Origin of the sequence: Halomonas terrestris (assembly GCF_049166755.1) — a bacterium.
Lineage (GTDB): Bacteria > Pseudomonadota > Gammaproteobacteria > Pseudomonadales > Halomonadaceae > Halomonas.
In genome coordinates this window covers 47,124-70,996 of record NZ_JBMHFZ010000018.1, presented here as the reverse complement: position 1 = coordinate 70,996, position 23,873 = coordinate 47,124, and the positions used below count along the sequence as shown (strand labels likewise).

The 23,873-nt window shown below is 68.0% G+C and carries 23 protein-coding genes and 1 other RNA gene; 11 read left to right on the top strand and 13 right to left on the bottom strand.

All coding sequences use genetic code 11. The annotated features are described in order from the left end of the window. Positions 1–3: 3 nt before the first annotated feature. A complete protein-coding gene (locus ACOMD9_RS15965; RefSeq protein WP_421416846.1) occupies positions 4–780 on the bottom strand; it encodes a TlyA family RNA methyltransferase in 777 nt (258 codons plus the stop codon). A 126-nt stretch (positions 781–906) separates the two neighbouring features. On the opposite strand from ACOMD9_RS15965, the gene ACOMD9_RS15960 reads away from it, so the two are divergent. Together ACOMD9_RS15960 and ACOMD9_RS15955 are read left to right on the top strand one after the other, a co-directional pair. After that, positions 907–1,941: an AbrB family transcriptional regulator gene (locus ACOMD9_RS15960; RefSeq protein ID WP_421416844.1), complete on the top strand. Its 1,035-nt coding sequence runs from the start codon at positions 907–909 to the stop codon at positions 1,939–1,941. A 70-nt stretch (positions 1,942–2,011) separates the two neighbouring features. Then, entirely contained in the window at positions 2,012–4,000 is a 1,989-nt protein-coding gene (locus ACOMD9_RS15955) for a monovalent cation:proton antiporter family protein (protein WP_421416842.1), read from the top strand. Positions 4,001–4,037: 37 nt separating this feature from the next. On the opposite strand, the gene ACOMD9_RS15950 is transcribed toward ACOMD9_RS15955, so the two are convergent. The 3 genes from ACOMD9_RS15950 to ACOMD9_RS15940 form a co-directional block, all read right to left on the bottom strand. Continuing rightward, positions 4,038–4,391: a P-II family nitrogen regulator gene (locus ACOMD9_RS15950; protein ID WP_421416840.1), complete on the bottom strand. Its 354-nt coding sequence runs from the start codon at positions 4,389–4,391 to the stop codon at positions 4,038–4,040. A gap of 89 nt (positions 4,392–4,480) precedes the next feature. Beyond that, positions 4,481–6,508, bottom strand: coding sequence for a hypothetical protein (locus tag ACOMD9_RS15945; RefSeq protein ID WP_421416919.1), 2,028 nt, complete (start codon positions 6,506–6,508; stop codon positions 4,481–4,483). 83 nt (positions 6,509–6,591) lie between these two features. Continuing rightward, a complete protein-coding gene (locus ACOMD9_RS15940; protein ID WP_421416837.1) occupies positions 6,592–7,815 on the bottom strand; it encodes an ATP-grasp domain-containing protein in 1,224 nt (407 codons plus the stop codon). A 243-nt stretch (positions 7,816–8,058) separates the two neighbouring features. Between ACOMD9_RS15940 and ffs the strand changes: the two genes are divergently transcribed. After that, positions 8,059–8,155, top strand: an RNA gene (ffs, locus tag ACOMD9_RS15935) — signal recognition particle sRNA small type. 109 nt (positions 8,156–8,264) lie between these two features. On the opposite strand, the gene ACOMD9_RS15930 is transcribed toward ffs, so the two are convergent. The 9 genes from ACOMD9_RS15930 to ACOMD9_RS15890 form a co-directional block, all read right to left on the bottom strand. Continuing rightward, complete coding sequence (locus ACOMD9_RS15930) at positions 8,265–9,062, bottom strand: amino acid ABC transporter ATP-binding protein (RefSeq protein WP_465249815.1); 798 nt, start codon at positions 9,060–9,062, stop codon at positions 8,265–8,267. Between the two features lie 12 nt (positions 9,063–9,074). Further along, positions 9,075–9,728 (bottom strand): amino acid ABC transporter permease, encoded by a 654-nt coding sequence (locus tag ACOMD9_RS15925; RefSeq protein ID WP_421416834.1) that lies wholly within the window; start codon positions 9,726–9,728, stop codon positions 9,075–9,077. Positions 9,729–9,764: 36 nt separating this feature from the next. Continuing rightward, the gene (locus ACOMD9_RS15920; RefSeq protein WP_421416832.1) at positions 9,765–10,421 is read right to left on the bottom strand and encodes an amino acid ABC transporter permease; all 657 of its coding nucleotides are present in this window, start codon (positions 10,419–10,421) and stop codon (positions 9,765–9,767) included. A gap of 87 nt (positions 10,422–10,508) precedes the next feature. Continuing rightward, positions 10,509–11,312, bottom strand: a complete 804-nt coding sequence (locus tag ACOMD9_RS15915) for a transporter substrate-binding domain-containing protein (protein WP_421416830.1) — start codon at positions 11,310–11,312, stop codon at positions 10,509–10,511. A 174-nt stretch (positions 11,313–11,486) separates the two neighbouring features. Continuing rightward, complete coding sequence (locus ACOMD9_RS15910) at positions 11,487–12,677, bottom strand: acetyl-CoA C-acyltransferase (RefSeq protein WP_421416827.1); 1,191 nt, start codon at positions 12,675–12,677, stop codon at positions 11,487–11,489. Continuing rightward, entirely contained in the window at positions 12,674–13,957 is a 1,284-nt protein-coding gene (locus ACOMD9_RS15905; RefSeq protein ID WP_421416825.1) for an ArgE/DapE family deacylase, read from the bottom strand. Before ACOMD9_RS15905 ends, ACOMD9_RS15910 begins: the two co-directional genes overlap by 4 nt. Then, positions 13,957–14,610 carry a 3-oxoacid CoA-transferase subunit B gene (locus tag ACOMD9_RS15900; protein ID WP_421416822.1) on the bottom strand — a complete coding sequence of 218 codons (654 nt, stop codon included), beginning with the start codon at positions 14,608–14,610 and terminating at the stop codon, positions 13,957–13,959. The genes ACOMD9_RS15905 and ACOMD9_RS15900 overlap by 1 nt, the downstream gene beginning before the upstream one ends. Further along, positions 14,600–15,301, bottom strand: a complete 702-nt coding sequence (locus tag ACOMD9_RS15895; RefSeq protein ID WP_421416820.1) for a CoA transferase subunit A — start codon at positions 15,299–15,301, stop codon at positions 14,600–14,602. The genes ACOMD9_RS15900 and ACOMD9_RS15895 overlap by 11 nt, the downstream gene beginning before the upstream one ends. Further along, entirely contained in the window at positions 15,298–16,668 is a 1,371-nt protein-coding gene (locus ACOMD9_RS15890) for an aminotransferase family protein (RefSeq protein WP_421416817.1), read from the bottom strand. The genes ACOMD9_RS15895 and ACOMD9_RS15890 overlap by 4 nt, the downstream gene beginning before the upstream one ends. A gap of 105 nt (positions 16,669–16,773) precedes the next feature. Here ACOMD9_RS15890 and ACOMD9_RS15885 point away from each other — a divergent pair, with 105 nt between their 5' ends. The 8 genes from ACOMD9_RS15885 (at position 16,774) to ACOMD9_RS15850 (ending at position 23,847) form a co-directional block, all read left to right on the top strand. Beyond that, the gene (locus ACOMD9_RS15885) at positions 16,774–17,688 is read left to right on the top strand and encodes a LysR family transcriptional regulator (RefSeq protein WP_421416814.1); all 915 of its coding nucleotides are present in this window, start codon (positions 16,774–16,776) and stop codon (positions 17,686–17,688) included. Between the two features lie 157 nt (positions 17,689–17,845). Then, the gene (gene dnaX / locus ACOMD9_RS15880) at positions 17,846–19,789 is read left to right on the top strand and encodes a DNA polymerase III subunit gamma/tau (protein ID WP_421416812.1); all 1,944 of its coding nucleotides are present in this window, start codon (positions 17,846–17,848) and stop codon (positions 19,787–19,789) included. Between the two features lie 53 nt (positions 19,790–19,842). Further along, on the top strand, positions 19,843–20,169 hold the full coding sequence (locus tag ACOMD9_RS15875) for a YbaB/EbfC family nucleoid-associated protein (protein WP_421416809.1): 327 nt from the start codon (positions 19,843–19,845) through the stop codon (positions 20,167–20,169). Between the two features lie 3 nt (positions 20,170–20,172). Then, the gene (gene recR, locus ACOMD9_RS15870) at positions 20,173–20,793 is read left to right on the top strand and encodes a recombination mediator RecR (RefSeq protein ID WP_421416806.1); all 621 of its coding nucleotides are present in this window, start codon (positions 20,173–20,175) and stop codon (positions 20,791–20,793) included. A gap of 34 nt (positions 20,794–20,827) precedes the next feature. Beyond that, positions 20,828–21,958 carry a ribonuclease D gene (rnd, locus tag ACOMD9_RS15865; RefSeq protein WP_421416803.1) on the top strand — a complete coding sequence of 377 codons (1,131 nt, stop codon included), beginning with the start codon at positions 20,828–20,830 and terminating at the stop codon, positions 21,956–21,958. Beyond that, entirely contained in the window at positions 21,955–22,266 is a 312-nt protein-coding gene (locus tag ACOMD9_RS15860; protein ID WP_421416800.1) for a YcgL domain-containing protein, read from the top strand. Before rnd ends, ACOMD9_RS15860 begins: the two co-directional genes overlap by 4 nt. Positions 22,267–22,540: 274 nt before the next feature. Next, complete coding sequence (locus ACOMD9_RS15855) at positions 22,541–22,990, top strand: YcgN family cysteine cluster protein (RefSeq protein WP_421416797.1); 450 nt, start codon at positions 22,541–22,543, stop codon at positions 22,988–22,990. Between the two features lie 221 nt (positions 22,991–23,211). Next, positions 23,212–23,847, top strand: a complete 636-nt coding sequence (locus tag ACOMD9_RS15850; protein WP_421416795.1) for a hypothetical protein — start codon at positions 23,212–23,214, stop codon at positions 23,845–23,847. Positions 23,848–23,873: the final 26 nt, after the last annotated feature.

Here is a 23,873-nt window from a genome sequence, read left to right as displayed (position 1 = left end):
CCGTCAGGCCGGCGACGGTTCGCGCACGGCGTGGAGCAGGAACTCGCGGTTGCCGTCGCCACCGAGCAGCGGGCTCTCCCCCCAGTGCAGGATGGCGAAGCCGCAAGCTGTGCAGCAGTCGCCGATGCGTGCCTTCACCTCGGCGTAGCGGGCCGGGTCGGAGACCACGCCCCGGGCATTGACGCCACCGGGTCCCAGCTCGAACTGCGGCTTGACCAGCGACAGCAGCTGCCTGCCCGGGGCGAGCAGGGCAGCCAGCTCCGGCAGGATCAGGGTCTGGGAGATGAAGGAGACGTCCATCACCACCAGGTCCGGTCCCGTGGCGCCCCGGGCCTCGAAGGCCGCCCTCAGGCGCGGCTCCGTGGCCATGGCCCGGGCATTGAGGCCCTCCAGGCAGGTCACCCGCGGGTCCTCGCGCAGGGCCGGATCCAGCTGGTCGTGGCCCACCTCCACGCCGATCACGTGCCGGGCGCCGAAGCGCAGCGCGCAGTCGGTGAAGCCGCCGGTGGACTGGCCCACGTCCAGCACCAGGCGGTCCGACAGGTCGAGCCCCAGTATCTCGACCAGTGCCTCGAGCTTCAGCCCCGCCCGCGAGACATAGCGCTCCTCGGGGTCCTCCTCCACGGCCAGCCGCACATCCTCGGGGAGCTTCTCGCCGGGCCTGGCGAGCACGCGGCCGCTCTCCTCGAGGCGCACCCGCCCGTGGCGAATCAGCCGCTGGGCGCGGGTGCGGGAGCGGGCCAGGCCCAGGGTGACGAGAAGCTGGTCGAGGCGCGGCATGGGCGTTCCGAGTGGGGAAGGGGGGCGCCATTATAGCCGCCTGTGGGGATTCGCTGCAGTGCTGGCTTCTGTTCCCTGTCATGGGATAATGGGATTTTCGTTAGCCGGGTAATAGAGGGGGCGCGAGTGGATCAGGCGGCCGGACAGGCGTTGGCACGGTCGCTGGCCATCGGGAGCCTGGGCGGAGCCGTGTTTCACGCCACGGGCCTGCCGCTGGCCTGGATGCTGGGGCCCCTGGTCGCCAACCTGCTGGCAACGGCTCGCGGCCTGGACGTGCGGGTGCCGGAGCGGCTGCGTGAGGCCTTCCTCGGGGTTCTCGGCCTGGTGCTGGGCAGCCAGGTGACCCGGCAACTGGCCGAGCGACTGGTCGACTGGCCCCTCTCCGCGGCGCTGCTGCTGGCCGGGGTCGCGGCCTCCACTGCCGCGGCAGCGGCCTGGTACCGGCGCTGCGGCTTCGACTCGGTGAGTGCCTGGTTCGCTTCGGCCCCGGGCGCCATGACGGCGATGATCCTGATGGGTGAGAAGGGCGGGGGTGACCCCCAGCGCATCGCCATCGCCCAGTCGCTGCGGGTGGTGCTGGTGGTATTGATTCTGCCGCCACTGTTCTGGGCCTACGAGGGTGCCGCCGGGGAGGTGCAGGCCGAGGCGATGGCGCGTGGCTTCGCCGGGTTGTGGATGTTGCCTGTGCTGCCGCTGCTGTTTCCCCTCGGGCGCTGGCTGCGTCTGCCGACGCCTACCCTGCTGACCCCACTGCTGTTTGCCGCGTTGCTCTCCGGATTCGACATCGCCAGCCTGCAGCTGGAGGAATGGGGGCTCAATCTCATGCTCTGGGTGCTGGGCTGCGCCATCGGAGCACGCTTCCGCGGGCTCTCCTCGGTACGGCTGGGGCGCTACCTGGGCCAGGCCCTTGTCGCCACCCTGGTCGCCCTGGCGGTGCTGTCGCTCTTCGCCGAACTCATCCACCGTCTGGTGGGGGTGCCGCGGGACGTGGCCCTGCTGGCGCTGGCACCCGGCGGCATCGGCGAGATGGCGATTCTCGCCGTGGCACTGGACCTGGACCCGGTATTCGTGGCCTTCCACCACCTGCTGAGGATGATCGTGCTGATGTTCTGCGCTCCGCTCTGGGCGCGCTGGCTGCAGCGTCGCGCAGCTTCCGGCTGATATGATGAGTGGCGCAGACGATCATCCACGCGTGACATGTAGCCCGCCGGGCAGATGAGGAAAGCAGGGGATGCTGGAACAGGCGCTGGTGCAGATGTTGTTGCTGTTAGGGGCTACCGTCGCTGTGGTGCTGGTCTTCCAGCGGCTCAGGATTCCCCCGAGCCTGGGCTATCTGCTGGTGGGCGTGCTCCTGGGTTCCCATACCGCCGGCCCGGTGGTGGCCGATGACTACATTCGCGTGATCGCCGAGTTCGGCATCGTCTTCCTGCTCTTCACCATCGGGCTCAGCTTCTCGATGCCGCAGATCTACGCCCTGCGCCACACCATCCTCGGGCTCGGGACCGCACAGGTGACGCTGACCACGCTGGCAGTCGGCTTGCTGGCCTGGGGCATGGGGCTGCCCGGCCCGGCGGCCTTCGTGGTCGGCGCCGTGTTCGCCCAGTCTTCCACCACAGTGATCACCAAGCAGTTGATGGAGCAGGGCGAGAGCCAGACCCGACACGGCCGCCTGGGCACCACCATGTCGGTGTTCCAGGACATCACCGCGGTGCCCTTCGTGGTGGTGATCCCGGTGCTGGGTGTGGCGGCGGCCCAGGAGGTGGCCGGCGCACTGGGGCTGGCGCTGGCCAAGGCGCTGCTGGCCTTCGTGATCGTGCTGGTTTCCGGGAGACTGCTGCTGCGCCCACTGTTTCAGCTAGTGGCGGAGCGCCGCTCCGCCGAGCTCTTCACCCTGACGGTGCTGTTCGTCTCCCTGGTGGCGGCCTGGACCACCAAGACCCTGGGGCTCTCCATGGCCTTCGGTGCCTTCCTGGCCGGGATGGTGCTGGGTGATACCGAGTTCCGCCATCAGGTGGAGTCCACCATCCGCCCGTTCCGGGATGTGCTGCTGGGGCTTTTCTTCGTCAGCATCGGCATGCTGGTGGAGCCCGCGCTGCTGCCCGAGATCTGGTGGGAGGCGCTGCTGGGCGCCCTGGCGCTGCTGGCCATCAAGCTGCTCCTGGTGACCGTGATCGTGCGCCTCTCCGGGGTGGAGCTGCAGACGGCCTTGCGTACCGGGCTGCTGCTGGCGGTGGGCGGTGAGTTCGGGTTCGCGCTGCTGGCCATCGGTCTGGAGGGCGGGGTGATCGCCAGCCAGCCGGCCCAGGTGGTGCTCACCTCGGTGCTCTTCTCGATGATCCTGGCACCCTTCCTGATCCGCTACAACCAGCCGCTGGCGCGCCGGCTGTTCGGGCGCCCGGCACGGTGGCCCGACGGGGCCGCCCCGGCGCCGAAGGAGCTCGATGAGCGGGGCCACGTGGTGATCTGCGGCTTCGGGCGCACCGGCCAGACCGTGGCGCGCTTCCTGGAGAGCGAAGGAGTCGAGTATGTCGCCCTGGATATTGATCCGGCGATCGTACGCGAGGCACGCCTGGCGGGCCAGCCGGTCTATTTCGGCGACTCCTCGGATGCCGCCGTGCTGGAGAACGTGGGGCTGGCGCGGGCGCGGCTATTGATCATCAGCCATGAGGACCGCCCGGCGGCACTGGCAACGCTGCGCCACGCCGCCCATCTCGGGCTGCCGGCGGTGGTGCGTACCCGCGATGAAGCCTCGGTTGCGGAGCTCTGCGCGGCGGGTGCCACGGAAGTGATCCCCGAGACCCTGGAGGCGAGCATGATCCTCACTTCCCATGCGCTACAGGCGCTGGGCGTACCGCTGTATCGGGTGACCCGTCACCTGCAGGAACAGCGCGCCAGCCACTACCGCATGTTGCGCGAGCTGTTCCGCGGCTCGCTGGACAGCATTCAGGACACACGCCCGGCGGCCGAACAGGAGCGGCTGCACTCCGTGGTGCTGAACGAGGGTTGCCCGGCGATAGGCCATAGCCTGGCCGAACTGGACACCGAGCGCGATCAGGTCTCGGTGACTGCGATGGTGCGCAACGAGCATCGCAGTCGCTATCCGCAGGCGGATACCGAGGTGCAGGCAGACGATGTGCTGGTGTTGCTCGGCACCGGGGACAATCTCGAGCGGGTAGAGCGTCGCCTGACCGGCGGCGAAGCCCCCGAGGCCAGGGAGTAGCCACCGATCGCCGAACCGGTGTCTCATGCGTGGCGGCTCAGCTGTCGTCCAGGGGGTGCTCCCGGCTGAGCGCGCGTATATGTTCGCTCAGCCCAAGCGCCTGGCTAACGTCCAGTTCCAGGGCGATGCCGGTGTTGAGGCTTTCGTCCAGCCTACCGGCCTGGGTCACCGCATCGAGGACCGTCTGGGAACGACGTGCCTCGACCAGGACCAGGATCACGCTGCGGGAGGCCATGAACTCCAGCCCGAAGAAGGTCAGGTGGGGCCTGAGCCCCTGGCCCTGGGCATTGTTGATGATGGTGGCGCCGGTGGCGCCCGCCTCGCGGGCGGCGTCCAGCACCTTGTCGGTCTTGTCCTGATCGACGAAGACCATCAGCAGCTTGAAGTCCATGGCCATCTTCCTGTTACGCCCGGGTATCGAGCCGGCAGGCTCCTTTGTGCCCATTCTGGCAGAGCCTGGCGCGGAAGTCCTGACCGGCATCAAGGGACGCCACCGGGCCCCGCGTCGGCCTGCAGGTCGGTGGGCGGGATGCGATCGGCGCCCCAGCTGCGGTGGACATGGCCGATCACCCGGTCGAGCTCCTCCTGGGTGACCTGGGCCAGCTCGCCGCGCTCCAGCGGGTCGTAGTGGAAGATATAGAGTCGCGAGGCGAACTGCTCGAAGGGCAGCGAGGATTCGCCGAAGCGCTCGCCGTGGCCGGCGGTACTCACCTTGATCCCGTCGCCCCAGTCCTGGCCACTGTCGTTGTTGGGGTTGAAGAAGTAGGCCCGCATGACGTCATTCGGATCCAGCGAGACCCGCAGCACGGTGATGGCGTGCCAGCCGATGAAGCGGGCGGCGCTGTCGGTGATGGCGATGCCCGCCGGCTGGGGGTGGATCAGCGGCTGGTTGCCGTTGTAGTAGGGGTGATAGCTGGCATAGAAGTGACGCAGGAAGTCGTCGAGATCGTGAAGCTGGCCGCTGGTCACGTCGACGTTGATGCGAAAGCCGCGGCCCGACCACCAGCCGTGGAATTCCGGGTTGACCCAGCGGTGCGGGTCGCCCTCGCGGCCGATGCAGCGACGTCCCATCTCGGCATAGATGCGGTCGAGATGCGGCACCACGATCAGCGATACCGGGTCGAGGTCCATGGGCAGGCTCTGGGCCACCCCGGACAGGCTGGCCATGGAGGAGAGCGGCATGCCCTCGAAGTGCATGATGATGTCGTCGTCGCGCGCCGCCCAGGCCACCATCTGCAGCAGGTAGTCGGGATCGTTGTAGGCCCACATCGACAGCGCTCGGGCCGACTGGCAGGTGGGGTTGTTGCCCTGGCCCACGCCCAGCGGCAGGCCGAGCATGCAGAGCACGCCCTCGAGGAGCCGAGCCCGCGGCGAGACCGCCTCGCCGAAGGCCAGGTTGAGGCGCGCCTGGGACCATTCGGAGAGCGTCAGCCCCAGCTGGCGCCACATCGCCGGCGCCACCGGGGGCTGGTAGAGGATCCCGCGCTCCAGCATCAGTGCCAGTCCGTAGGCGGCCTGGGGGGTGGCCGGATAGACCCCGCCCCGGATCAGGGCGTGGACCAGCTCCCGATAGCACAGCAGGCAGTCGCGGCCGGTGGAGGAGAGGCCCAGCGCCTCGGCCAGCAGGTGGTCACCGTGGTCGAGCAGGTGGCGCAACAGCACCGGGTGGTAGGGCGACACCAGGCCCGTGTCGTGCATGGCCCGGGCGAAGCCGGTGGCCTCGCCCTGCAGGGCGGTGGCATCCATGCTGGCCAGTCGCTCGCGGTAGACCTCGATGCCCGGATCCTCGCGGCAGGCCCGGGTCGGGCCGAACAGTGAACTGACCAGGCGGTCGGCTCCCTGTCCGCTGGTGCCCAGGTCGATCTCCGGGTTTGCCTGGCAGATGGCGATCTGCGTGATCATCTTCTTGACCGGTTCCACCTGGATCGGTCGCTGCTGGAGGATGCGCCAGATCTCGTCGATCAGGCGATCGATGATGTGCTCGTAGCCGATTCGCTCGGCCAGGTGGCGGAACAGGTGGCGGGGGATCTGCGCCAGGCGCCCCTGGGTCTCCCGCTCGGCCTCGCTGGGCGCGCTGAACAGCAGCGAGAGATTGATGGCCATCACCTGGGTCAGGTAGTGGTGCGCCTGCTCGGCGGAGACCATGGGGTGGAGATACTCCCCCTTGGCCACGGCCAGCAGCCGCAGCTCGCTCAGCGCCTCGATCACCACGGTATTGGGATCGGCGCTATCGAGCGCATGGGTGGTGAGCGAAGGCACCAGGTACTGGGGGGTTTCCCAGTCGGAGCCGAGGAAGACCCCGGCCTCCTCCAGGGCCCTGGCACGCGACTCCACCGCGGCGGCACCACCGTCCTGGAGCAGCACCCGGCGCGCGGTATCCAGCACCCGGGGCAGCTTCGCGGGCTTGGTGAACTCGAGTGACTCGGCGAGCAGGGTGGTCGCCTCGTCGAGTTTCGCCAGCAGGCCGGCGAGCTTGTCGTTGCCCGCCGGCTCACTGTTGTCTTGCATGTGTCGGTGCGTGGTCACGCCGACTCCTTGTCGTCAGGCCGTCATCATTCCCATGACGCCTTCATTGGCCTGATAAATCAAGCTCAGACATAGAAATCAAGCTCTTCCATGTGCTTGAGAAGCTCTTTCATGCGCGCGGCCTCGTCACCCTTGAAGTAGATCAGCCCCCAGTGGGTACCGAAGGCGGTCCGCTTGGTAACGGTCTCCTCGACTGGCGGGGTCAGCTCGTGGGACTCGAAGTAGGGGTCGTCCTCGACCTCTTCGGGAATCTCCAGCTTGCTGACCACCCGGCGGCGCGGATAGACGCCGAAGCAGCCGGCGTAGCCGTCGGCATCGACCACCTCCTTGGGGAAGAAGGCCTTGACCTCCTCCCGGGTGCTCTTGGGGTCGAACACCAGCATGCTGGCCTGGTAGGCGTTGAAGCCGTAGACCCGCTCGAGCAGTTCGAAGACCTTGAAGCCCGGCGGCCGGTAGGCGACCTCGCCGAAGTACATCTCGCCGTCGCTGGTGACGAAGTACTCGGGGTGGATCAGGCCGAAGTCGATGTCGAAGGCCTTGATCAGCTTCTCGATCTGGGCGGTGATCTGCGGGCGATACTGCTCCAGCTCCGGCGAGGCGGGCACGAACACCGAGTAGCCCAGGGTCACGTATTCCGAGATGTTGAGGAAGGCGATCTTGCCATTGTGGATCCAGGCCTCCACCGCGAACTCCCAGCCGTCCAGGTGCGACTCCATCAGCACCGGGAATTCCTCGTCGGGGATGGTATCGACCTCGTCGGGGGTACGGATCACCCGATGGCCGAGGCAGCCGGCCTTGTCGAAGGCCTTGAGGTGGATGGGGTCGTTGGGGTCGCCGTCGAGCTTGAGCAGGGTCTGGTTGACCCGCTTGAGGAAGCGGATGACGTCGCCCTTGTCGTGGGCCTCCTCGAAGATGCCCACGCGGATACCGCCGAGCTGGGCGCGGCGCTTCATCAGCGCCTTGTCGCGGAGCAGAAGCGACTGACCATAGAGCCGTGGTTTGTCGAGCAGCAGCGAGTTGATGGCGCCGGCCCACTCCACGGTCTCCTCGAACAGCGGGATGGCCACGTCGACCCCCATCTCCTTGAGCGTTTCGGCGATCTCCATGGAGCGATCGTTCAAGCGTTCGAAGTTCCAGGGGACATGGGGGATGTCGTGCTTCTGGCAGTACTCCTCGGCCCAGTCCGGAGCGACCACCACATAGCGTCGGTCGAAGTTCTCGGCGGCTTCGATGGCGTTCAGGCTCCAGCCCAGCAGGGCGATGTAGCCCTTGTTCGGATCCTTCTTCATGGGGCGCCTCCAGATGTCGGCAACGGGTGAAGCCTCCCGTAAACGGAGTCTAGTCGAGAGGCAGGGGATGCCCTTCACCATACAGCAGTGGGCCGTGTCTCACATCCTTGCAGCGCAGCGGGCTCTCCTCGGCACGGCTTTCCCTTGCCGCCCGGGGGGTGTGCTGGTATAGTGCCGTCGCACTCGGCAAGTCATTGATCGCTCGCCGGGTTTGACGCCTCGAGCGTCGTGTCGTGGTGGCCCCGTCGGTCCTCCCGCAACGCTAAACCGCAAACCCCGCCAGGCCCGGAAGGGAGCAACGGTAGTGGTGGACGCGTGTGCCGGGATGTGGCTGTCGGGGCCGCCTCCATTTCGGGGCCTCTCCATGGCCATCCGTCGCCTTTCTCCTCCTTGTTCCTGCCTGAGTGTCGCTTTCGTGCACCGGCCCCGCCGGGTGCTGCTGCCCCGGGTCAAGACTGTGCCGACGACTGCGCCTGGCTCCCCAGGTGCTTGCGCAGGAAGTTGCGCGTGCGCTCCTGGTCGGGGTGGGAGAAGAGGTGGTCGGGAGTGTTGGCCTCGACCACCACGCCGCCGTCCATGAACATGGCCCAGTCGGAAACGTCGCGGGCGAAGGCCATCTCGTGGGTGACGATGAGCATGGTCATGTGCTCCTCGGCCAGGCTCTTCATGACGCGGTTCACTTCTTCCACCAGTTCGGGATCCAGCGCCGAGGTTGCCTCGTCGAAGAGCATGACCTTGGGGCGCATGGCCAGGGCCCTGGCGATGGCCACTCGCTGCTTCTGGCCCCCGGAGAGCGAGCTCGGGTAGGCCCGTGCCTTGTCCGCCAGGCCCACGCGGTCGAGCAGCTCCATGCCCAGCTCCCGGGCGGCGCCGGCGTTCATGCCCTTGAGCTTCCTGGGCGCCAGCGTCACGTTCTCCAGCGTCGAGAGGTGGGGAAACAGGTTGAAGTGCTGGAACACCATGCCCATGTTCTGGCGGATATGGTTGATGTGCCTTTCGAATGCCAGGCCGCTCAGGTCGGGCCGGTTCACCTGGATGCCGTCCAGCATGATGGTGCCTTCATCGATGACTTCCAGGTTGTTGATCGATCGCAGGAGTGTGCTCTTTCCCGAACCGGAGGGGCCGATGATGGAGATGATCTTGCCGCGATCGACCTTGAGATCGATACCCTTGAGGACCTCGAGGTCACCGAATCGTTTCTTGACTCCCTTGAGTTCGACCATCGGAGTCTCTGTCGTTTCTGTCATGTGATTTCCTTGTTAACGGCGATAGGCAGCACGGCGTTCTATCCACGACTGTCCGGCTTCCATCAGGATATTGATCAGGTAGTAGATCACGGCAATGGTGATGTAGAACTCGAAGGGGCGAAAGGTCACGCTGATGGCATACTGCGAGACATAGACCAGCTCGGCGATGCCGATGGCCGACAGTACCGCGGTATCCTTGACCATGATGATCATGTTGTTGCCGAGCTGGGGAATGGCGCGATAGAAGGCCTGTGGGACGATGATGTAGAAGATGGTGGCCAGGTGTCCGAAGCCCAGCGAGCGCGAGGCCTCATACTGGCCGTTCGAGACTGACTTGATGGTGGCGATGAAGATATCGGCATTATAGGCCATGTAGTGAAATCCAAGGCCGAGAACGCCAACCACGATCGCCGGTATGAGTATCCATTCGCCAATCCCGAAATAAAGGAAATACAGCTGCAGGAGCAGCGGTGTGGTCATGAATAGCCAGATGAAGAAGCGCAGCGGCCAGCTGACCAACTTCTTGGTGAATATGGATATCACGGCAACGATCTGGCCGCCGACCACCGACATGACGGCTACCAGAAGGGCAATCAGCAGCGTGGCCCCTATGCCGGTGATAAGTGTCGGAAAGTAGGCGATGACGGGGCTGAAGTCGAATTCCATGATGGCGGGTCCTGGTTGTTCTGTTGCCTGGCGGGTCTACAGATAGGTGTAGCGAGTGGCGCGGCGGTACAGGAATTCCACGATGCCCATGACTGCATAGATGATGACGATGTACAGCAGGGCGCTGAGCGTGAAGACTTCCAGGGGCTTGTAGGTGGATCCGATCAGGCGCTGCGCCTGGTAGGTCAGCTCCACCACCGAGATGATCGACACCAGGGATGAGTTCTTGACCAGGATGATGGCGAGCACCCCGATGGAGCGAATCATCAGGCCGGCTGCCTGGGGCAGGACGATGTGCTGCAGCGTGGCCAGGCGGCCGAACCCCAGCGACCTCGAGGCCTCGTTCTGGCCGCTGTCCACCGATTCGATGGCCCCCCGAATGGCCTCGCTCATGTAGGCGCCGATATTGAAGGCCCCGACCACCACGCCGCAGGTGAAGGGGTCCAGGCGCAGGCCGATCGCCGGGCCGCCATAGAAGACCAGCAGCAGCTGGACGAAATAGGGGGTGCCGCGAACGACGCTGATGTAGGCGCGTGCCAGCCAGCGGGCAGGAGTGTTTCGAGAGGTTCGCAGCGCCACCAGCGCGGAGGCGATGAAGAATCCGAAGAACAGGGCGCGAGCCGATATGTCGATCGTGACCCAGGCTGCCTTCACCAGCAACGGCGTTATGTCGATCATCAGGCTGATGTCCATGATCCCCCTTGTCCTGTTGTTGTGATTGTCGTGGTGATGTGAAGCGGGCAGGCGCCAGCAGGGCTTGCGCCCTGCTGTGCCGATCCGTCAGTTGAATTCGACCCCTTCGCCGATCCATCTGTCGACGATTGCCTGATAGGTGCCATCTTCCTTGATCTCGGCCAGTGCCGAATTGAGTGCCTCCTTCAGCTGAGGCGTGTTCTTTTGGATGGCAATGGCCGCAGGCCAGCTGGGCAGCTCGCCGACGTCGACCTGCTTGATAGCGATGTCCTGTTCATTGAGTGCCACATAGACGGGAATGTCATCGGCGATCATCACGTCGATACGCCCGGTGGTCAGTGCATTCATCATGTCGGGAAGGCCCTGGAAGGTCTGGTTCCTCCACTTCCCATCAGCGTTCTCGGTAGCCCACTGGTTGCCGGTTTCGCCCAGGGTGGAACCCACCCTTTTTCCTTCGAAGTCATCGATGCTGCTGACGTCGTCGGTGCCTTCCTGCACCCATACGGAGAGCCCTGATCCGTAATAGCTGTCGGTGAAATCGACGGCTCTCTCGCGCTCTTCCGTGACGCTCATGCTGCAGATGCAGGCATCGAAACGGCCACCGGACAGCGCAGCAACGATACCATTCCACGGCGAGGTCTGGATGTTGACCTCGACTCCCATCTTCTCTGCCAGGGCTTCGGCGATATCCACATCGAAGCCGATCAGGTTTCCTGCCGTATCGACATAGCTGAAAGGAGGATAAGCGCCAGAGTTGGCGACCTGGAAGACGTCGTCCTGAATCTCGGGCAGGTCGCGTGCCTGGGCCGGCAAGCTTGCCAGGGAAATGGCGCCGAGAAGTGTCATGGCGCCGATGAGAGGACGATGAAAAGGCGTTTTATGATTTGTCATGTCGATGCCTGCTCAATGTTGGTTTGTTTACATGGGTTTGCGACACGATTAGCGTCGCGACATGCCTCGTTCATGCTTCACGCTATCGAAACGGATTCGGGCCTTGCTGCCCTGTCACCTCCTGGTCTTTTGGTAAACCTTCATATTCGAAACTAGCAAGCAATACCTGAGTCGTCACATGCGCTCCAGGATCACCGCGATGCCCTGGCCGCCGCCGATGCAGGCGGCCGCACAGCCGTAGCGCTTGCCTTCGGCCTGCAGGATGCGGGCCAGGGTGCCGGCCAGCCGGACGCCGGTGGCACCGAGCGGGTGGCCCAGCGCCAGGGCGCCGCCCCAGACGTTGACCCGATCGGGGTCCAGTTCCAGCTCGCCCATGGCGTGCAGCGGCACCGCGGCGAAGGCCTCGTTGATCTCCCAGGCGTCGATATCGGCCACGGTGAGGCCCGTCCGGGCCAGCACGCGGCGGATGGCGGCGGCCGCCCCGGCGCCCATCCGTTCGGGGGCGACCCCGCAGTCGGCAACGCCCACCACCCGGGCCAGGGGCGTGGCGCCATGGCGCGCCAGGGCCTGTTCGGACATCAGCAGGGTGGCGGCGGCCCCGGAGGTCAGCGGCGAGCTGTTGCCGGCGGTCACCCGGCCGCCCTCGAGAAATACCGGGTCGAGGCCGGCGAGGCGCTCGGCGCTGGTGTCGGCACGGATATTGGCGTCCCGCGCGACCGGGTCGCCCTCGGCGTTGGCCAGGGCCAGGCGCTCGCCGTCGAAGCGCCCCGCGGCATCGGCCGCGGCGGCCCGTTGGTGGGAGGCCAGGGCGAAGGCGTCCATGGCCTCGCGGCCGATGCCCGCGGCCTCGGCCAGGCGCTCGGCGGTCAGGCCCATGTTCAGGGCCACGTCGAGCTCCAGCCACGGGGCCTTGCGCAGCACGGCGGGACTGGTCAGCACGCCCTCCTGGAACAGCGCCGGGCCCATGGGGACCCGAGTCATGTTCTCGACGCCGCCGGCGATGCCGACCTCGATGGCGCCGGCCTGGATCTCCCGGGCGGTGCTGCGCAGGGCAGCGAGCCCCGAACCGCACTGCTGGTCGATCTGGCGGCTGGCGCAGGCGCGGCCCCGTTCGCCCAGGCGCCCGGCGAGCCACAGCGGGTAGCGGCCGCCGAAGCTCCACTGCTCCTTGACCGGCAGGGCGCAGCCCAGGCTCAGCTCTTCCACGGCGGCGCCGTCGAGGTCGCGGCGTTCCAGCAGGGCGTCGATCACGGCGGCCAGCAGGACGTCGCTGCGGGTGTCGGCCCAGGCGTCCACCTCCGGCTTGCGGGGGTGGGCGCGGGTGAAGGCGCTGCGGGCGTAGTCGGCGAGATAGGCGTCTCTCATGCGCTCGGCTCCTGTTGCGTGGCCTGCTGTCCCCAGCGGTGAAGGAACAGCGCGTAGGTGGTCAGCACGTGGCGGATGGAGTCGATCTCCACGCACTCGTCCACGCCGTGGATGCGCTGCGCCACCGGGCCGTAGCAGGTGCCGTTGATCCCGCCCGCGACGTGGAAGGCGCGCAGGTCGGTGGTGCAGGTGGCGAGGTAGTGGGCCGGCGGCTCGCCGAGCAGCGCCTCGTGGCAGGCCGAGAGCAGCCGGATGCCGGGGGTGTCCAGGTCGACCAGGTGCCCTTCGGAGCGGAAGCCGTGGAAGCTGACCCGGGGCTGGGGCGTGGCGTCGTCGAGCTCGGCATGGCGGGCCATGATGGCCTCGCGCACCCGGCGCATGGCCGCGTCGGGCGTCATGCCCGGCGGGAAGCCGACGCGCCCCTCGAGGATGGCGTGGGCCGGCACGCTGGAGGCCCAGTTGCCGCCCTCCACCCGGCCGATGCTGAGGTTGAAGGGGTGGGGGTGGTCTTCGTAGGGCGCCGGGCGGGGCAGGGCGTTGATCTCCGCTTCCAGGGCCTTGAGGGCCGGCAGGTACTGTTGCAGGTTCTCGATGGCGTTCTTGCCGGCGCCGGTGTCCAGCACATGGGCAGGCACCCCGTCGAGGCGCATGCGGAACCACAGCACGCCCACCTGGCCACTCAGTATCCGGGCGCCGAAGGGCTCGGGGATCAGCACGAAGTCGCCGCCGTAGCCCTGATGGAGGCAGGCCAGGGCGCCGTTTCCGGTGCACTCCTCCTCGATCACCGTCTGCAGGGTCAGCGGGAAGTCGATGGCCACCCCGGCCCGGCGCACCGCCTCCACCGCCATCACCATGGCGGCGATGCCGGCCTTCATGTCGCCGGCACCGCGACCGTAGAGCCAGCCGTCCCGCTCCCAGGGCTCCCAGGGCGGCCGGGTCCACATGTCGGTAGGCTCGGCGGGCACCACGTCCAGGTGACCGTTGAACACCAGGTGCGAGGCCTCGGATTCGGGATTCAGCCGCGAGACCAGGTTGTAGCGCCCCTCGCTCGACCATTCGGTGGGCGCTCGGCAGGGGTGGTCGGCAAGGCCCGGGGCGTCCAGGGGCACCCGGGTCGCCGGCAGGTCCAGCCGCGCGAGCCAGGCCTCCATGGTATCCAGCGCGCCCTGCTCTTGGCCCAGCACGCTGTAGCCGCGCACCAGGTCGCGGGTCAGGGCCAGGGTGTCATCCATCAGCGCCTCGCAGGCGGCGACGATGCGCGTCTCGGTGGCATCCAGCATCAGAACCTCCCCAGCCGTGATTCGTCGATGAGCAGTGGTGCCTCGGTGGCCGCCTGCAGGTCGGCAGGGTCGAGCCCCTCGGCGATGTCCACCACGGCAAGCCCCGCCGGGGTCACGTCCATCACCGCCTTGTCGGTGATGATGCGCGACACGCAGCCGCTGGCGGTGAGCGGCAGGCGGCAGCGCGCCAGTATCTTGGGGTTGCCGTGCTTGTCGTTGTGGGAGCAGAGCACCACCAGCCGCCTGACCTTCTGGGCCAGCTCCATGGCGCCGCCGATCCCCGGGGAGAACTTGCCGGGGATCTTCCAGTTGGCCAGGTTGCCGGCGGCGTCGACCTCGAAGGCGCCCATGAAGGTGAGGTCGACCCGGCTGCGCCGGATCATGGCGAAGGAGGTGGCGCTGTCGAAGACGCTGGCCCCGGGACGGGTGGTGATGTAGGCCCCGCCGGAGTCGATCATGTCGTGGTCCGGCGCCTCGCCGTCGCGGCGTGGACGGCAGCCCAGCACGCCGTTCTCCGAGTGCACCAGCACCTCCATCTCGTCGGGCAGGTGGTGGAAGAGGCGGGTCGGCAGGCCGATGCCGAGGTTGACGATCTGGCCGGGGATCACCTCCCGGGCGGCCCGGGCCAGGATGCGCTGGGTGTCAGAGGCCATGGGGACGCACTCCCTGTTCGCTGGTGGCACGGTCGACCTGCACCACCTGGCTGACGAAGGCGCAGGGGGTGTGGATGGCGTCGATGGGCAGCTCGCCCGGTGCGTCGAGCCGATAGGCCTGGGCAATCACCCGCTCGGCGGCCATGGCCATCAGCGGGTTGAAGTTGCTGGCGGTGGCGCGATAGATCAGGTTGCCGTAGCGGTCGGCCCGCTCGGCGTGCACCAGGGCGACATCGGCGTGCAGGGCGGGCTCGATGCCCCAGGGGCGGCCGTCGATCTCGACCTCCCGGCGGCCCGCGGCGATCTCGGTGCCCTGGCCGATGTCGGTGAGAAAGCCGCCATGGCCGGCCCCGGCGCAGCGGATCTTCTCGGCGAGCAGGCCCTGGGGATGGAAGCTCACCTCGAGTCGCCCGGCGTTCATCGCCTCGATGGCGGTGCGGTTGAGCCCCAGGTGGGAAGTGATCAGCCGCGTGACACGGCCGGCCTCGATCAGCCTGCCGATGCCGATGCCGGGTTCATTGGCGTCGTTCTTGATCAGGGTGAGCCCGCCCTGGCCGGATTCGAGCAGGGCGTCGAGCAGGGCAAAGGGGGTGCCGGGCGAGCCGAAGCCGCCGACCATGATCGTCGCCCCCTCGGGGATGGCGGCCACCGCCGCCTCGATGTCGCGGACCTTCTCGGTGAGCAGCGTCATGACGGGCGGCCCTCCGTCGACCGGGCGGTGGGGGCGGCGGCCTCGTCGGCCAGCGCCCGGTCGAAGCGCGCCATGGCACGCGCCAGGCGCTCGAGCAGGGTCTCCACCTCGTCGGCGGTGATGGTCAGCGGCGGGGTGACCAGGAAGTGGTCGCCGGCCACGCCGTCCAGGGTGCGGCGGGGGTAGATCAACAGCCCCTCCTCCCGGGCCAGGGCGGTGATCTGGGCGAAACGGTTCTGCTCGGCGGGGAAGGGCGCGCGGGTCGCCGGGTCGGCCACCAGCTCCACGCCCCACAGCAGGCCGATTCCGCGTACCTGGCCGACCCAGGCATGGCGCTCGGCCAGCGCCCGCAGGCCGGCGCCGAGCTGCTCGCCGCGCGCCCGGGCGTTCTCCAGCAGTCCCTCGCGGCGGATCGCCTCGACCACGGCGAGGCCGGTGGCGCAGGCCAGCGGATTGCCGGCGTAGGTGTGGCCGTGCTGGAAGCCGCCGGTGGCCATCACCGCCTCGACGATATCGTCGCGGGCCAGCAGCGCCCCCACCGGGTAATAGCCGGCTCCCAGCCCCTTGGCGGTGGCCAGCAGGTCGGGCGTCACGCCGTAGTGCTGGAAGGCGAACCAGGCGCCGGTGCGGCCCACGCCGGTGAGCACCTCGTCGAGGATCAGCAGGCAGCCGAATTCGTCGCACAGCGCACGGATGCCCTTGAGGTAGCGCTCGCCCAGCAGTCGGGCGCCGGTGCTGGCGCCGCCCACCGGCTCCAGCACGAAGGCGATGATCGACTCGGGGCCGGCGGCCTCGATGGCCGCGCGGGTCTCGGCCAGCACCCGGTCCACATGGGCATCGTCGTCGGCGTCGGTGTGGCGGTAGAAGTCCGGCCCCGGCACCTTGAGCGAGGCCTGGGTGAGCGCGGTGAAGGGGGCCTCCAGGGGCCGGTAGCCGGTGACGCCCAGCGCCCCCAGGGTGCTGCCGTGGTAGGAGGGGCGCAGGGAAACGAAGCGGCGCCGCTGCGGCTCGCCGGTGGCGACGACGTACTGCCGGGCCAGCTTGAGGGCCGACTCCACGGCTTCCGAGCCGCTGGAGACGAAGAACACCTTCTCCAGGGCGCCGCCGGTGAGCTCGACCAGGGCATGGCCCAGGGCCAGCGCCGGGGCGCTCTCGAACTGGGTGCGGTAGGTGAAGGCGACGCGGTCGAGCTGGGCCAGCATGGCGTTGCGGATATCCTGCCGGCCGTGGCCGAGGTTGCAGGAGATGGCACCGGAGCAGCCGTCCAGGTAGGCCCTGCCCCGGGTGTCCCAGAGGGTGACGCCATCGCCGTGGCTGATTTCCGGCAGGGCGGGGCCGGCCTGGTAGAACAGGGGGGAAGAGGTCATGTGAGGAACCGTTATCGTTGTGGAATCGACCTGTCCGAAGTCTAGGTGGCGAATCACAGGTATTTCAATATATGATGTTTTTATCGAATTTGATGAGTTCGACTCATGGCTGACGTGACCATCCACTCCCTCAAGGCACTGGCGATCTTCAAGACGCTGTTCGAGGCGGGCAGCGCGTCGCAGGCGGCCAGGACCCTGGGCATCACCCAGTCCGGGGTCAGCCGCTCGCTGGCCCAGCTCGAGGAGAACCTCGGGATCCAGCTGTTCCTGCGCGAGAAGAACCGCCTGGTCGCCACGCCCGAGGCCCGCGAGCTCTACGACGAGATCCTGCGGCTGATGGGTAACATCGAGGAGCTGCGCCACAGCGTGCTGGCGCTCAAGGAGTTCGGCACCTCGCGGCTGCGGATCGCCTCGATACCCGGCCTCTCCTTCGGCTTCGTGCCGCGCCTGGTGGCGGCGCTGCTGGAGGAGAATCGCCGCTTCAGCGTCAGCCTCGACATGATGTCCAGCCACGAGGTGCAGCTGGCCGTGGAGTCGAGCCATGCCGATATCGGCTTCGTCACCCTGCCGGTGGCCTCGCGGGTGCTGGAGGTGGAGCCCTGGCTCACCACCGAGGCGGTCTGCCTGCTGCCGGCGGCCCACCCCCTGGCGGACAAGGCACGGATCGGCGTCGAGGACCTGCGCGACCAGCACCTGGTGATCAGCAACCAGCCGAGCATCAGCACCAACCCGCTGCTCGAGCTGACCGCCCGCCACGGTATCCAGATCACCGGCAAGACCGAGGCCAATATCGGCACCATCGCCGCGCTGGTGGCCAACGGCGTGGGGATCACGGTGATGAACCCGGTGACCGCCCGGGATCAGCTCTCGCCTCGGGACGCGGTGGTGGTGCGCCCGTTCTTCCCGGCAATGACGTTCGGCTTCGGGCTGGTCTATCGTGGCGAGTGGAAGCGTGCCCGGGCCCTCGACTTCCTGCGCGAGCGAGGCCGGGGGCTGCTGGGAGAGTATGTCGATGACTGAGGGGGCACTGGCCATCGGCGCCGTGCTTTGCGCCCCCGCCCCCAGCCGGTAGAATGACACGGAACGATTCCATGATCGGCGTGGCCAGCGGGTTTCCGGGCGGCGTCTATCCCGACTCCGGCTGCCAGCCAGCCCAGCTGCAAGGATTCCGCGCTGCATGAGCTATCAGGTTCTGGCCCGCAAGTGGCGGCCGCGTACCTTCCATGAACTGGTCGGCCAGGAGCATGTCCAGCGGGCGCTGGTCAATGCCCTGGACCAGGGGCGCCTGCACCACGCCTACCTGTTCACCGGCACCCGCGGGGTGGGCAAGACCACCCTGGCGCGCATCCTCGCCAAGTGCCTCAATTGCACGGCGAAGGGGCACGGCGACGAGGGCATCACCTCCACCCCCTGCGGGGCATGTGACAGCTGCCGGGCCATCGACGAGGGCCGCTTCGTCGACCTGATAGAGGTCGACGCCGCTTCGCGCACCAAGGTCGAGGACACCCGGGAACTGCTCGACAACGTGCAGTACGCCCCGACCCAGGGTCGCTACAAGGTGTACCTCATCGACGAGGTGCACATGCTCTCCACTCACAGCTTCAATGCGCTGCTCAAGACCCTGGAAGAGCCGCCGCCCCACGTGAAGTTCCTGCTCGCCACCACCGACCCGCAGAAGCTGCCGGTCACGGTGCTGTCGCGCTGCCTGCAGTTCACCCTCAAGAACATGGCGCCGGAGCGCATCGTCGAGCACCTCACCCGGGTCCTCGAGGCCGAGGCCGTGCCCTGCGACGAGAGCGCCCTGTGGCTGCTGGGCAAGGCAGCAGACGGCTCCATGCGCGACGCCCTGAGCCTCACCGACCAGGCCATCGCCTTCGGCCAGGGGCAGGTGCGCCATGCCGACGTGGCGGCCATGCTCGGCACCCTGGATCACCGTCATGTCCTGGCGCTGCTCGAGGCCCTGGCCGAGGTGGACGCGGCGCGTGTGCTCGCCGAGGTCGCGGCGCTCGCCGAGCAGGGTCCCGATTTCGCCGCGGTGCTCGACGACGTCACCGGCGTGCTGCATCGCCTGGCCATCGCCCAGATGGTGCCGGAGGCGCTGGACAACGGCCATGGCGACCGCGAGGCGCTGCTCGCGCTGGCCTCCCGCTTCACCGCCGAGGACGTGCAGCTCTACTACCAGATCGGCCTCCAGGGGCGCGGCGACATGGAGCATGCCCCCGACCTTCGCATGGCGCTGGAGATGACCCTGCTGCGCATGCTGGCCTTCCGTCCCCAGGGCGTGCCCCGGCCGGCGAAGACGCCGCTGCCCCTGCGGGGGGGCAATGCCGGTGAAGGTGCCGGCGACGCCGAGGCACCCGCGAGCGGTGCTCCGGCCATGCCGGCTCCGCGTGCGCCGCAGCAGGCAGCCGCCACGGGGGAGGCGCCCGCCGCCGAGGCGCCGGGCGCGCCGACACCCGCCTCCTCCCCGGCAGAGGTGCCGGCCTCGCCAGCGCCGGAACCCCCTCCGCCCTGGGAGGAGGAGGAGAGCGCATCGCGGGAGACGGACAGCGCACCCGGGCCGATCGCCCCGGCACCGGATCCCGTCCCTGCGGCTTCCGAGCCCATGGCAGCCGAGCCCGAGCCCATGGCAGCCGAGCCCGAGCCTGTGACGGCCGATCCCGAGCCCGCTGCAGCCGACCGCGAGCCCGTGGCCTCTGGCGAGGGCGTCGACGGGCACCTCGACCACGCCGGCTGGCTGGCTCGCTTCGAGTCGCTGGGGCTGGGCGGGCTGACGCGCAACCTGGCGGCGAACTGCGTTGTCGAAGCCGATGACGGCCGGCACCTCGAGCTGCGGCTCGACCCCGCGCTCTCGGCCATGAACGCCGAGGTGCACGTGCAGCGCATCACCCAGGCCTTGTCGGGCATCGGCATCGAGCGTCGTGTCACCGTCGAGGAGGGCCAGCTGCCCGAGGGCGTCGAGACCCCCCGGCTGCAGGCCGAGCGCCTCGCCGCCGAGCGTCATGCCGAGGCGGTTGAAGCGCTCAGCAATGACCCGCATGTACAACAGTTGCAGCAGGCCTTCGGTGCACGCCTGATCGAATCCACGGTCAAGCCCGCCGGTGCCGAGGTGCGCGGTTGAGGCGCCGCATCGACCACGGCAAGAGTTCACATCCCACAAGCGAGGAATCCCCCATGATGAAGGGTGGAATGGGCAACCTGATGAAGCAGGCCCAGGAGATGCAGGAGAAGATGCAGCGCGTCCAGGAGGAGGTCGCCAAGGCCGAGGTTCTGGGCGAGGCCGGTGCCGGCATGGTCAAGGTGACCATGAATGGCCGCCATGACGTCAGCAAGGTCGATATCGACCCGAGCGTCATGGAAGAGGACAAGGAACTGCTCGAGGACCTGCTGGCCGCCGCGGTGAACGATGCCGTGCGCAAGGTCGAGGCCAACTCCAAGGCCAAGATGGAAGAGGCGACGGCGGGGTTGAATTTGCCGCCTGGCTTCAAGATGCCATTCTGATATATGAGCTTCTCCCCCCTGGTCGAGCGGCTGATGGAGTCGCTGCGTGTCCTGCCCGGTGTCGGCCCCAAGACCGCCCAGCGCATGGCCATGCACCTGCTCGAACGTGATCGCGACGGTGGTCGGCGCCTGGCCGAGGTGCTGGGCGTGGCGCTGGAGGAGGTCGGCTACTGCCGTCGCTGTCGTACCCTCACCGAGGAGGACGTCTGTGCGCTCTGCCTGAGCCCGCGGCGCGACGACAGCGTGCTCTGCGTGGTCGAGTCGCCAGCCGACCAGCTGGCCATCGAGGAGGCCGGCGGCTATCGCGGCCGCTACTTCGTGCTGCATGGCCACCTCTCGCCGCTGGACGGCATCGGCCCCGAGGATATCGGGCTCGAGCAGCTCGAGGCCCTGGTGGCCAACCGAGAGACCCCCGGGGACGGCGTGGAGGAGGTGATCCTCGCCACCAACCCCACCGTGGAGGGCGAGGCCACCGCCCACTATATCGCCGCCCAGCTCGCGCCCCACGGGGTGCGGCTCTCGCGACTGGCCTATGGCGTCCCCATGGGGGGCGAGCTCGAGTACGTGGACGGCGGCACCCTGAGCCGCGCCTTCAACGGCCGCCTGCCGTTCCTGGGCGAATGAGCCCCCTGACGATTACCGACCTGCCGGAACCCCCATGCCCCTGACCCCCGATATTCGCTGGATCGATACTCCTGACGCCCTGGACGCCGCCTGTGACGAGGTGGCGGGTGCAGGGGTGATCGCGCTCGATACCGAGTTCTTTCGCGAGAACACCTTCCATCCGGTACCCGCGCTGATCCAGTTCTCCGCCGGCGGGCCTGCCTGGCTGGTCGATCCCCTGGAGGTCGAGTGCACCGAGGCCTTCCGGCGCCTGCTCGGCGAGGGCCCGCTCAAGCTGCTGCACGCCAGCAGCGAGGATCTCGAGGTCTTCGCCCACTGGGCCGGCGTGCCCCCCGCCCCGCTGGTGGATACCCAGATGGCCCAGGGACTGCTCGGCGAGACCCCCTCCATGGGCTACCAGAAGCTGGTCGAGCACTGGATCGGCGAGACCCTGCCCAAGGACGAGACCCGCTCCGACTGGCTGAAGCGGCCGCTCAGCGAGACCCAGAAGCAGTACGCGGCGCTCGACGTGGTCTACCTGGTGCAGGTCTGGGAGCGCCAGCGCGAGGCACTGGAGCGCCTGGGGCGCATGGCCTGGCTCGAGGCCGATTGCCGCGAGATGGTCGCCCAGGCGGCACGCAGCGATGCCGCCGACGGTCAGTGGTACCTGCGCAACCGCCAGCTGTGGCGCCTCTCGCCGCGCCAGGCCGAGGCCTACCGGCGCCTGACCACCTGGCGCGAGGGCGAGGCCCGTCGGCGCGACGTGCCGCGGGGCTGGCTGGTCAACGATCGCCTGCTCTACGCCATCGCCGAGCGGCTGCCCGAGAATCGCTACGAGCTGTCCCAGGTCGAGGGGATCAGGCCGCCGCTGGTCAAGCGCGAGGGCGACGAGCTGCTGACCCTGGTGCGCGAGGCGCTGCATGTCGACGAGCAGGCGTTGCCGCCGGTGATGCCCTCGCCGATGGCGCCAGACTTCAAGAAACGCCTCAAGGCACTGAAGCGGGTGGTCGGTGCCGAGGCGCAGGCCCTGGGCCTGGCGCCCGAGGTGTTGATGCGCCGGCGCGACATGGAAGCCCTGGTGACCGCCGACCTCGAGGGCGAACCGCTGCCGTTGCCTGGCGGCTGGCGCGGCGAGCGATTGAACAGGGGGCTCAGGGCGGCCCTGGAAGAGGTGAATGACGGATGAGCGACGACCGGATGAAGGGTGACAAGCTGCTGTGCGAGGTCTTCAAGAGTCCTCGCAAGGAGGAGATGTACCTCTACGTGGACAAGCGGCGTGGACTCGCTGACGTGCCCGAGGTGCTGCTCGAACGCTTCGGCAAGCCACTGCCGGCGATGACCCTGATCCTGAGCCCCGACAAGCGCCTGGGCCGGGCGAAGGCCGCCGATGTCATGGCGGCGATCCGCGACAAGGGCTTCTACCTGCAGATGCCCCCCGCCAAGGAGGAGTACCTGCTGGATCTCTATCGCACCCCCACCGAGGCGAAGTACTAGTTTATCGCGCCCGACCCCGCGCGAAGGGCGTTAATCTGTCGCGCCCGACCCCGCGCGAAGGGCGTTGTGAGTGGGTTGCCAGCGTCGGGAGGCCCTGTGGGGTCAGACCCCGGCGGTGTCGAATTCCCTCGCAAGGACTTGGCTGGGGTCTGACCCCGCAGGGGCGGTCTCGGCGCCTTTCGGCGAACAAGCCATCAACGTCGGGAGAAGCATGGGGATTTCCCAAGGCTGACCCCACAGATGCGGTCACGATGTCGGTGGCTCAGGAGAGATCATGAGAGAACGGTTCTGGGAACGCTATCCCCTCGAGGAACTGACGACGGAAGAGTGGGAGGCGCTGTGCGACGGCTGCGGCCAGTGCTGCCTGCTCAAGTTCCAGGACGAGGAGAGCGGCGACCTGGCGGTGCTCAACGTCGCCTGCCGGCTGCTCGATATCCACGGCTGTCGCTGCAGCGACTACCCCAACCGCTTCGAGCGGGTGCCGGACTGTGCCCAGCTGACGCCCGAGCGCATCGAGGAGTTCCGCTGGCTGCCGAAGTCCTGTGCCTATCGCCGCATCGCCGAGGGGCGCAAGCTCGCCGGCTGGCACCCGCTGATCTCGGGTGACCCGGAGCGAGTTCACCGCAAGGGCATCAGCGTGCGCAGCTTCGCCGTCTCCCAGGACGAGGTCCCCGAGGAGCAGCTCGAGGACCACATCATCGCCATCCTGCCCATCGACGGCTGATCCCGCCCCGTGATGTCGCCCTTTCTCAGTACCGCGGCATGAGCCATCCCACCCTTCTCGGGGTGGCGTCACGTCAGTGATCTCCCCTGCAGTTTCAGCCTCTCTTCCGATAGCGAACTCCTCCTCTTACCGCGATGCTTGCTGGACTGTAACAATTTGTTGGTCAAAGGGTTGCGGTACTTGACGTTGGCGTGAGCATAGGGGCATGGAGGGATCGGAGGATGAAAGGCTACAGGAAGCTGACCCTGGCGGTATCGCTGGGTGCATTGATGTCGGCAGGCGCCTGGGGGCAGTCCGGGGGCTGGAACAGTCCGCTCAGCGAAGAAGAGCTGCTGGACATGTGGAATGCGCTGCTCCATGAGGGGGCCGTGCTGACCGACGAACAGCTGGACGAGCTGTTGCGGCGATTGCCGCCGACGGGAGCCGGTGGCGAGATCGGTAGTGCTACCGGTTTCAGCGGAGGCGAGGGTGGCGAAGGCCAGATCATCGCCGCCGGTCCGGAGGGTACCGACGATGTGGGCGGTGGCGACTCGGGCGGCGGTGACTCGGGCGGCGGCGACTCGGGCGGCGGCGACTCGGGCGGTGGCGACTCGGGCGACGGCGACTCGGGCGGCGGTGACTCGGGCGGCGGTGACTCGGGCGGCGGTGACTCGGGCGGCGGCGACAGCGGTAGCGGTGGAACCGGCAACGGTGGAGGAGAAGGAGGCGGTGGTTCCGGCGGCGGTGACAGTGGCGGCTCCGGGGGCGGCGACAGCGGTGGCTCCGGGGGCGGCGACAGCGGTGGCTCCGGCGGCGGTGACAGTGGCGGGGGTGCCGGCGGCGGCGCCGGAGGGGGTGCAGGCGGCGGAGGCGGCTAGGCCCCTGTCCGTGCACTGCCGCACTC

Excerpts from the sequence above, each read along its gene's own strand:
- ACOMD9_RS15930 (WP_465249815.1), bottom strand. The coding sequence starts at position 9,062 with ATGACAGAAACGACAGAGACTCCGATGGTCGAACTCAAGGGAGTCAAG.
- ACOMD9_RS15940 (WP_421416837.1), bottom strand. The coding sequence starts at position 7,815 with ATGAAGAAGGATCCGAACAAGGGCTACATCGCCCTGCTGGGCTGGAGC.
- ACOMD9_RS15910 (WP_421416827.1), bottom strand. The coding sequence starts at position 12,677 with ATGAGAGACGCCTATCTCGCCGACTACGCCCGCAGCGCCTTCACCCGC.
- ACOMD9_RS15915 (WP_421416830.1), bottom strand. The coding sequence starts at position 11,312 with ATGACAAATCATAAAACGCCTTTTCATCGTCCTCTCATCGGCGCCATG.
- ACOMD9_RS15860 (WP_421416800.1), top strand. The coding sequence starts at position 21,955 with ATGAGCGACGACCGGATGAAGGGTGACAAGCTGCTGTGCGAGGTCTTC.
- ACOMD9_RS15875 (WP_421416809.1), top strand. The coding sequence starts at position 19,843 with ATGATGAAGGGTGGAATGGGCAACCTGATGAAGCAGGCCCAGGAGATG.
- ACOMD9_RS15885 (WP_421416814.1), top strand. The coding sequence starts at position 16,774 with ATGGCTGACGTGACCATCCACTCCCTCAAGGCACTGGCGATCTTCAAG.
- rnd (WP_421416803.1), top strand. The coding sequence starts at position 20,828 with ATGCCCCTGACCCCCGATATTCGCTGGATCGATACTCCTGACGCCCTG.
- dnaX (WP_421416812.1), top strand. The coding sequence starts at position 17,846 with ATGAGCTATCAGGTTCTGGCCCGCAAGTGGCGGCCGCGTACCTTCCAT.
- ACOMD9_RS15890 (WP_421416817.1), bottom strand. The coding sequence starts at position 16,668 with ATGACCTCTTCCCCCCTGTTCTACCAGGCCGGCCCCGCCCTGCCGGAA.
- ACOMD9_RS15905 (WP_421416825.1), bottom strand. The coding sequence starts at position 13,957 with ATGCTGGATGCCACCGAGACGCGCATCGTCGCCGCCTGCGAGGCGCTG.
- ACOMD9_RS15965 (WP_421416846.1), bottom strand. The coding sequence starts at position 780 with ATGCCGCGCCTCGACCAGCTTCTCGTCACCCTGGGCCTGGCCCGCTCC.
- ACOMD9_RS15920 (WP_421416832.1), bottom strand. The coding sequence starts at position 10,421 with ATGGACATCAGCCTGATGATCGACATAACGCCGTTGCTGGTGAAGGCA.
- recR (WP_421416806.1), top strand. The coding sequence starts at position 20,173 with ATGAGCTTCTCCCCCCTGGTCGAGCGGCTGATGGAGTCGCTGCGTGTC.
- ACOMD9_RS15900 (WP_421416822.1), bottom strand. The coding sequence starts at position 14,610 with ATGGCCTCTGACACCCAGCGCATCCTGGCCCGGGCCGCCCGGGAGGTG.
- ACOMD9_RS15945 (WP_421416919.1), bottom strand. The coding sequence starts at position 6,508 with ATGCAAGACAACAGTGAGCCGGCGGGCAACGACAAGCTCGCCGGCCTG.
- ACOMD9_RS15895 (WP_421416820.1), bottom strand. The coding sequence starts at position 15,301 with ATGACGCTGCTCACCGAGAAGGTCCGCGACATCGAGGCGGCGGTGGCC.
- ACOMD9_RS15925 (WP_421416834.1), bottom strand. The coding sequence starts at position 9,728 with ATGGAATTCGACTTCAGCCCCGTCATCGCCTACTTTCCGACACTTATC.
- ACOMD9_RS15955 (WP_421416842.1), top strand. The coding sequence starts at position 2,012 with ATGCTGGAACAGGCGCTGGTGCAGATGTTGTTGCTGTTAGGGGCTACC.
- ACOMD9_RS15850 (WP_421416795.1), top strand. The coding sequence starts at position 23,212 with ATGAAAGGCTACAGGAAGCTGACCCTGGCGGTATCGCTGGGTGCATTG.
- ACOMD9_RS15855 (WP_421416797.1), top strand. The coding sequence starts at position 22,541 with ATGAGAGAACGGTTCTGGGAACGCTATCCCCTCGAGGAACTGACGACG.
- ACOMD9_RS15950 (WP_421416840.1), bottom strand. The coding sequence starts at position 4,391 with ATGGACTTCAAGCTGCTGATGGTCTTCGTCGATCAGGACAAGACCGAC.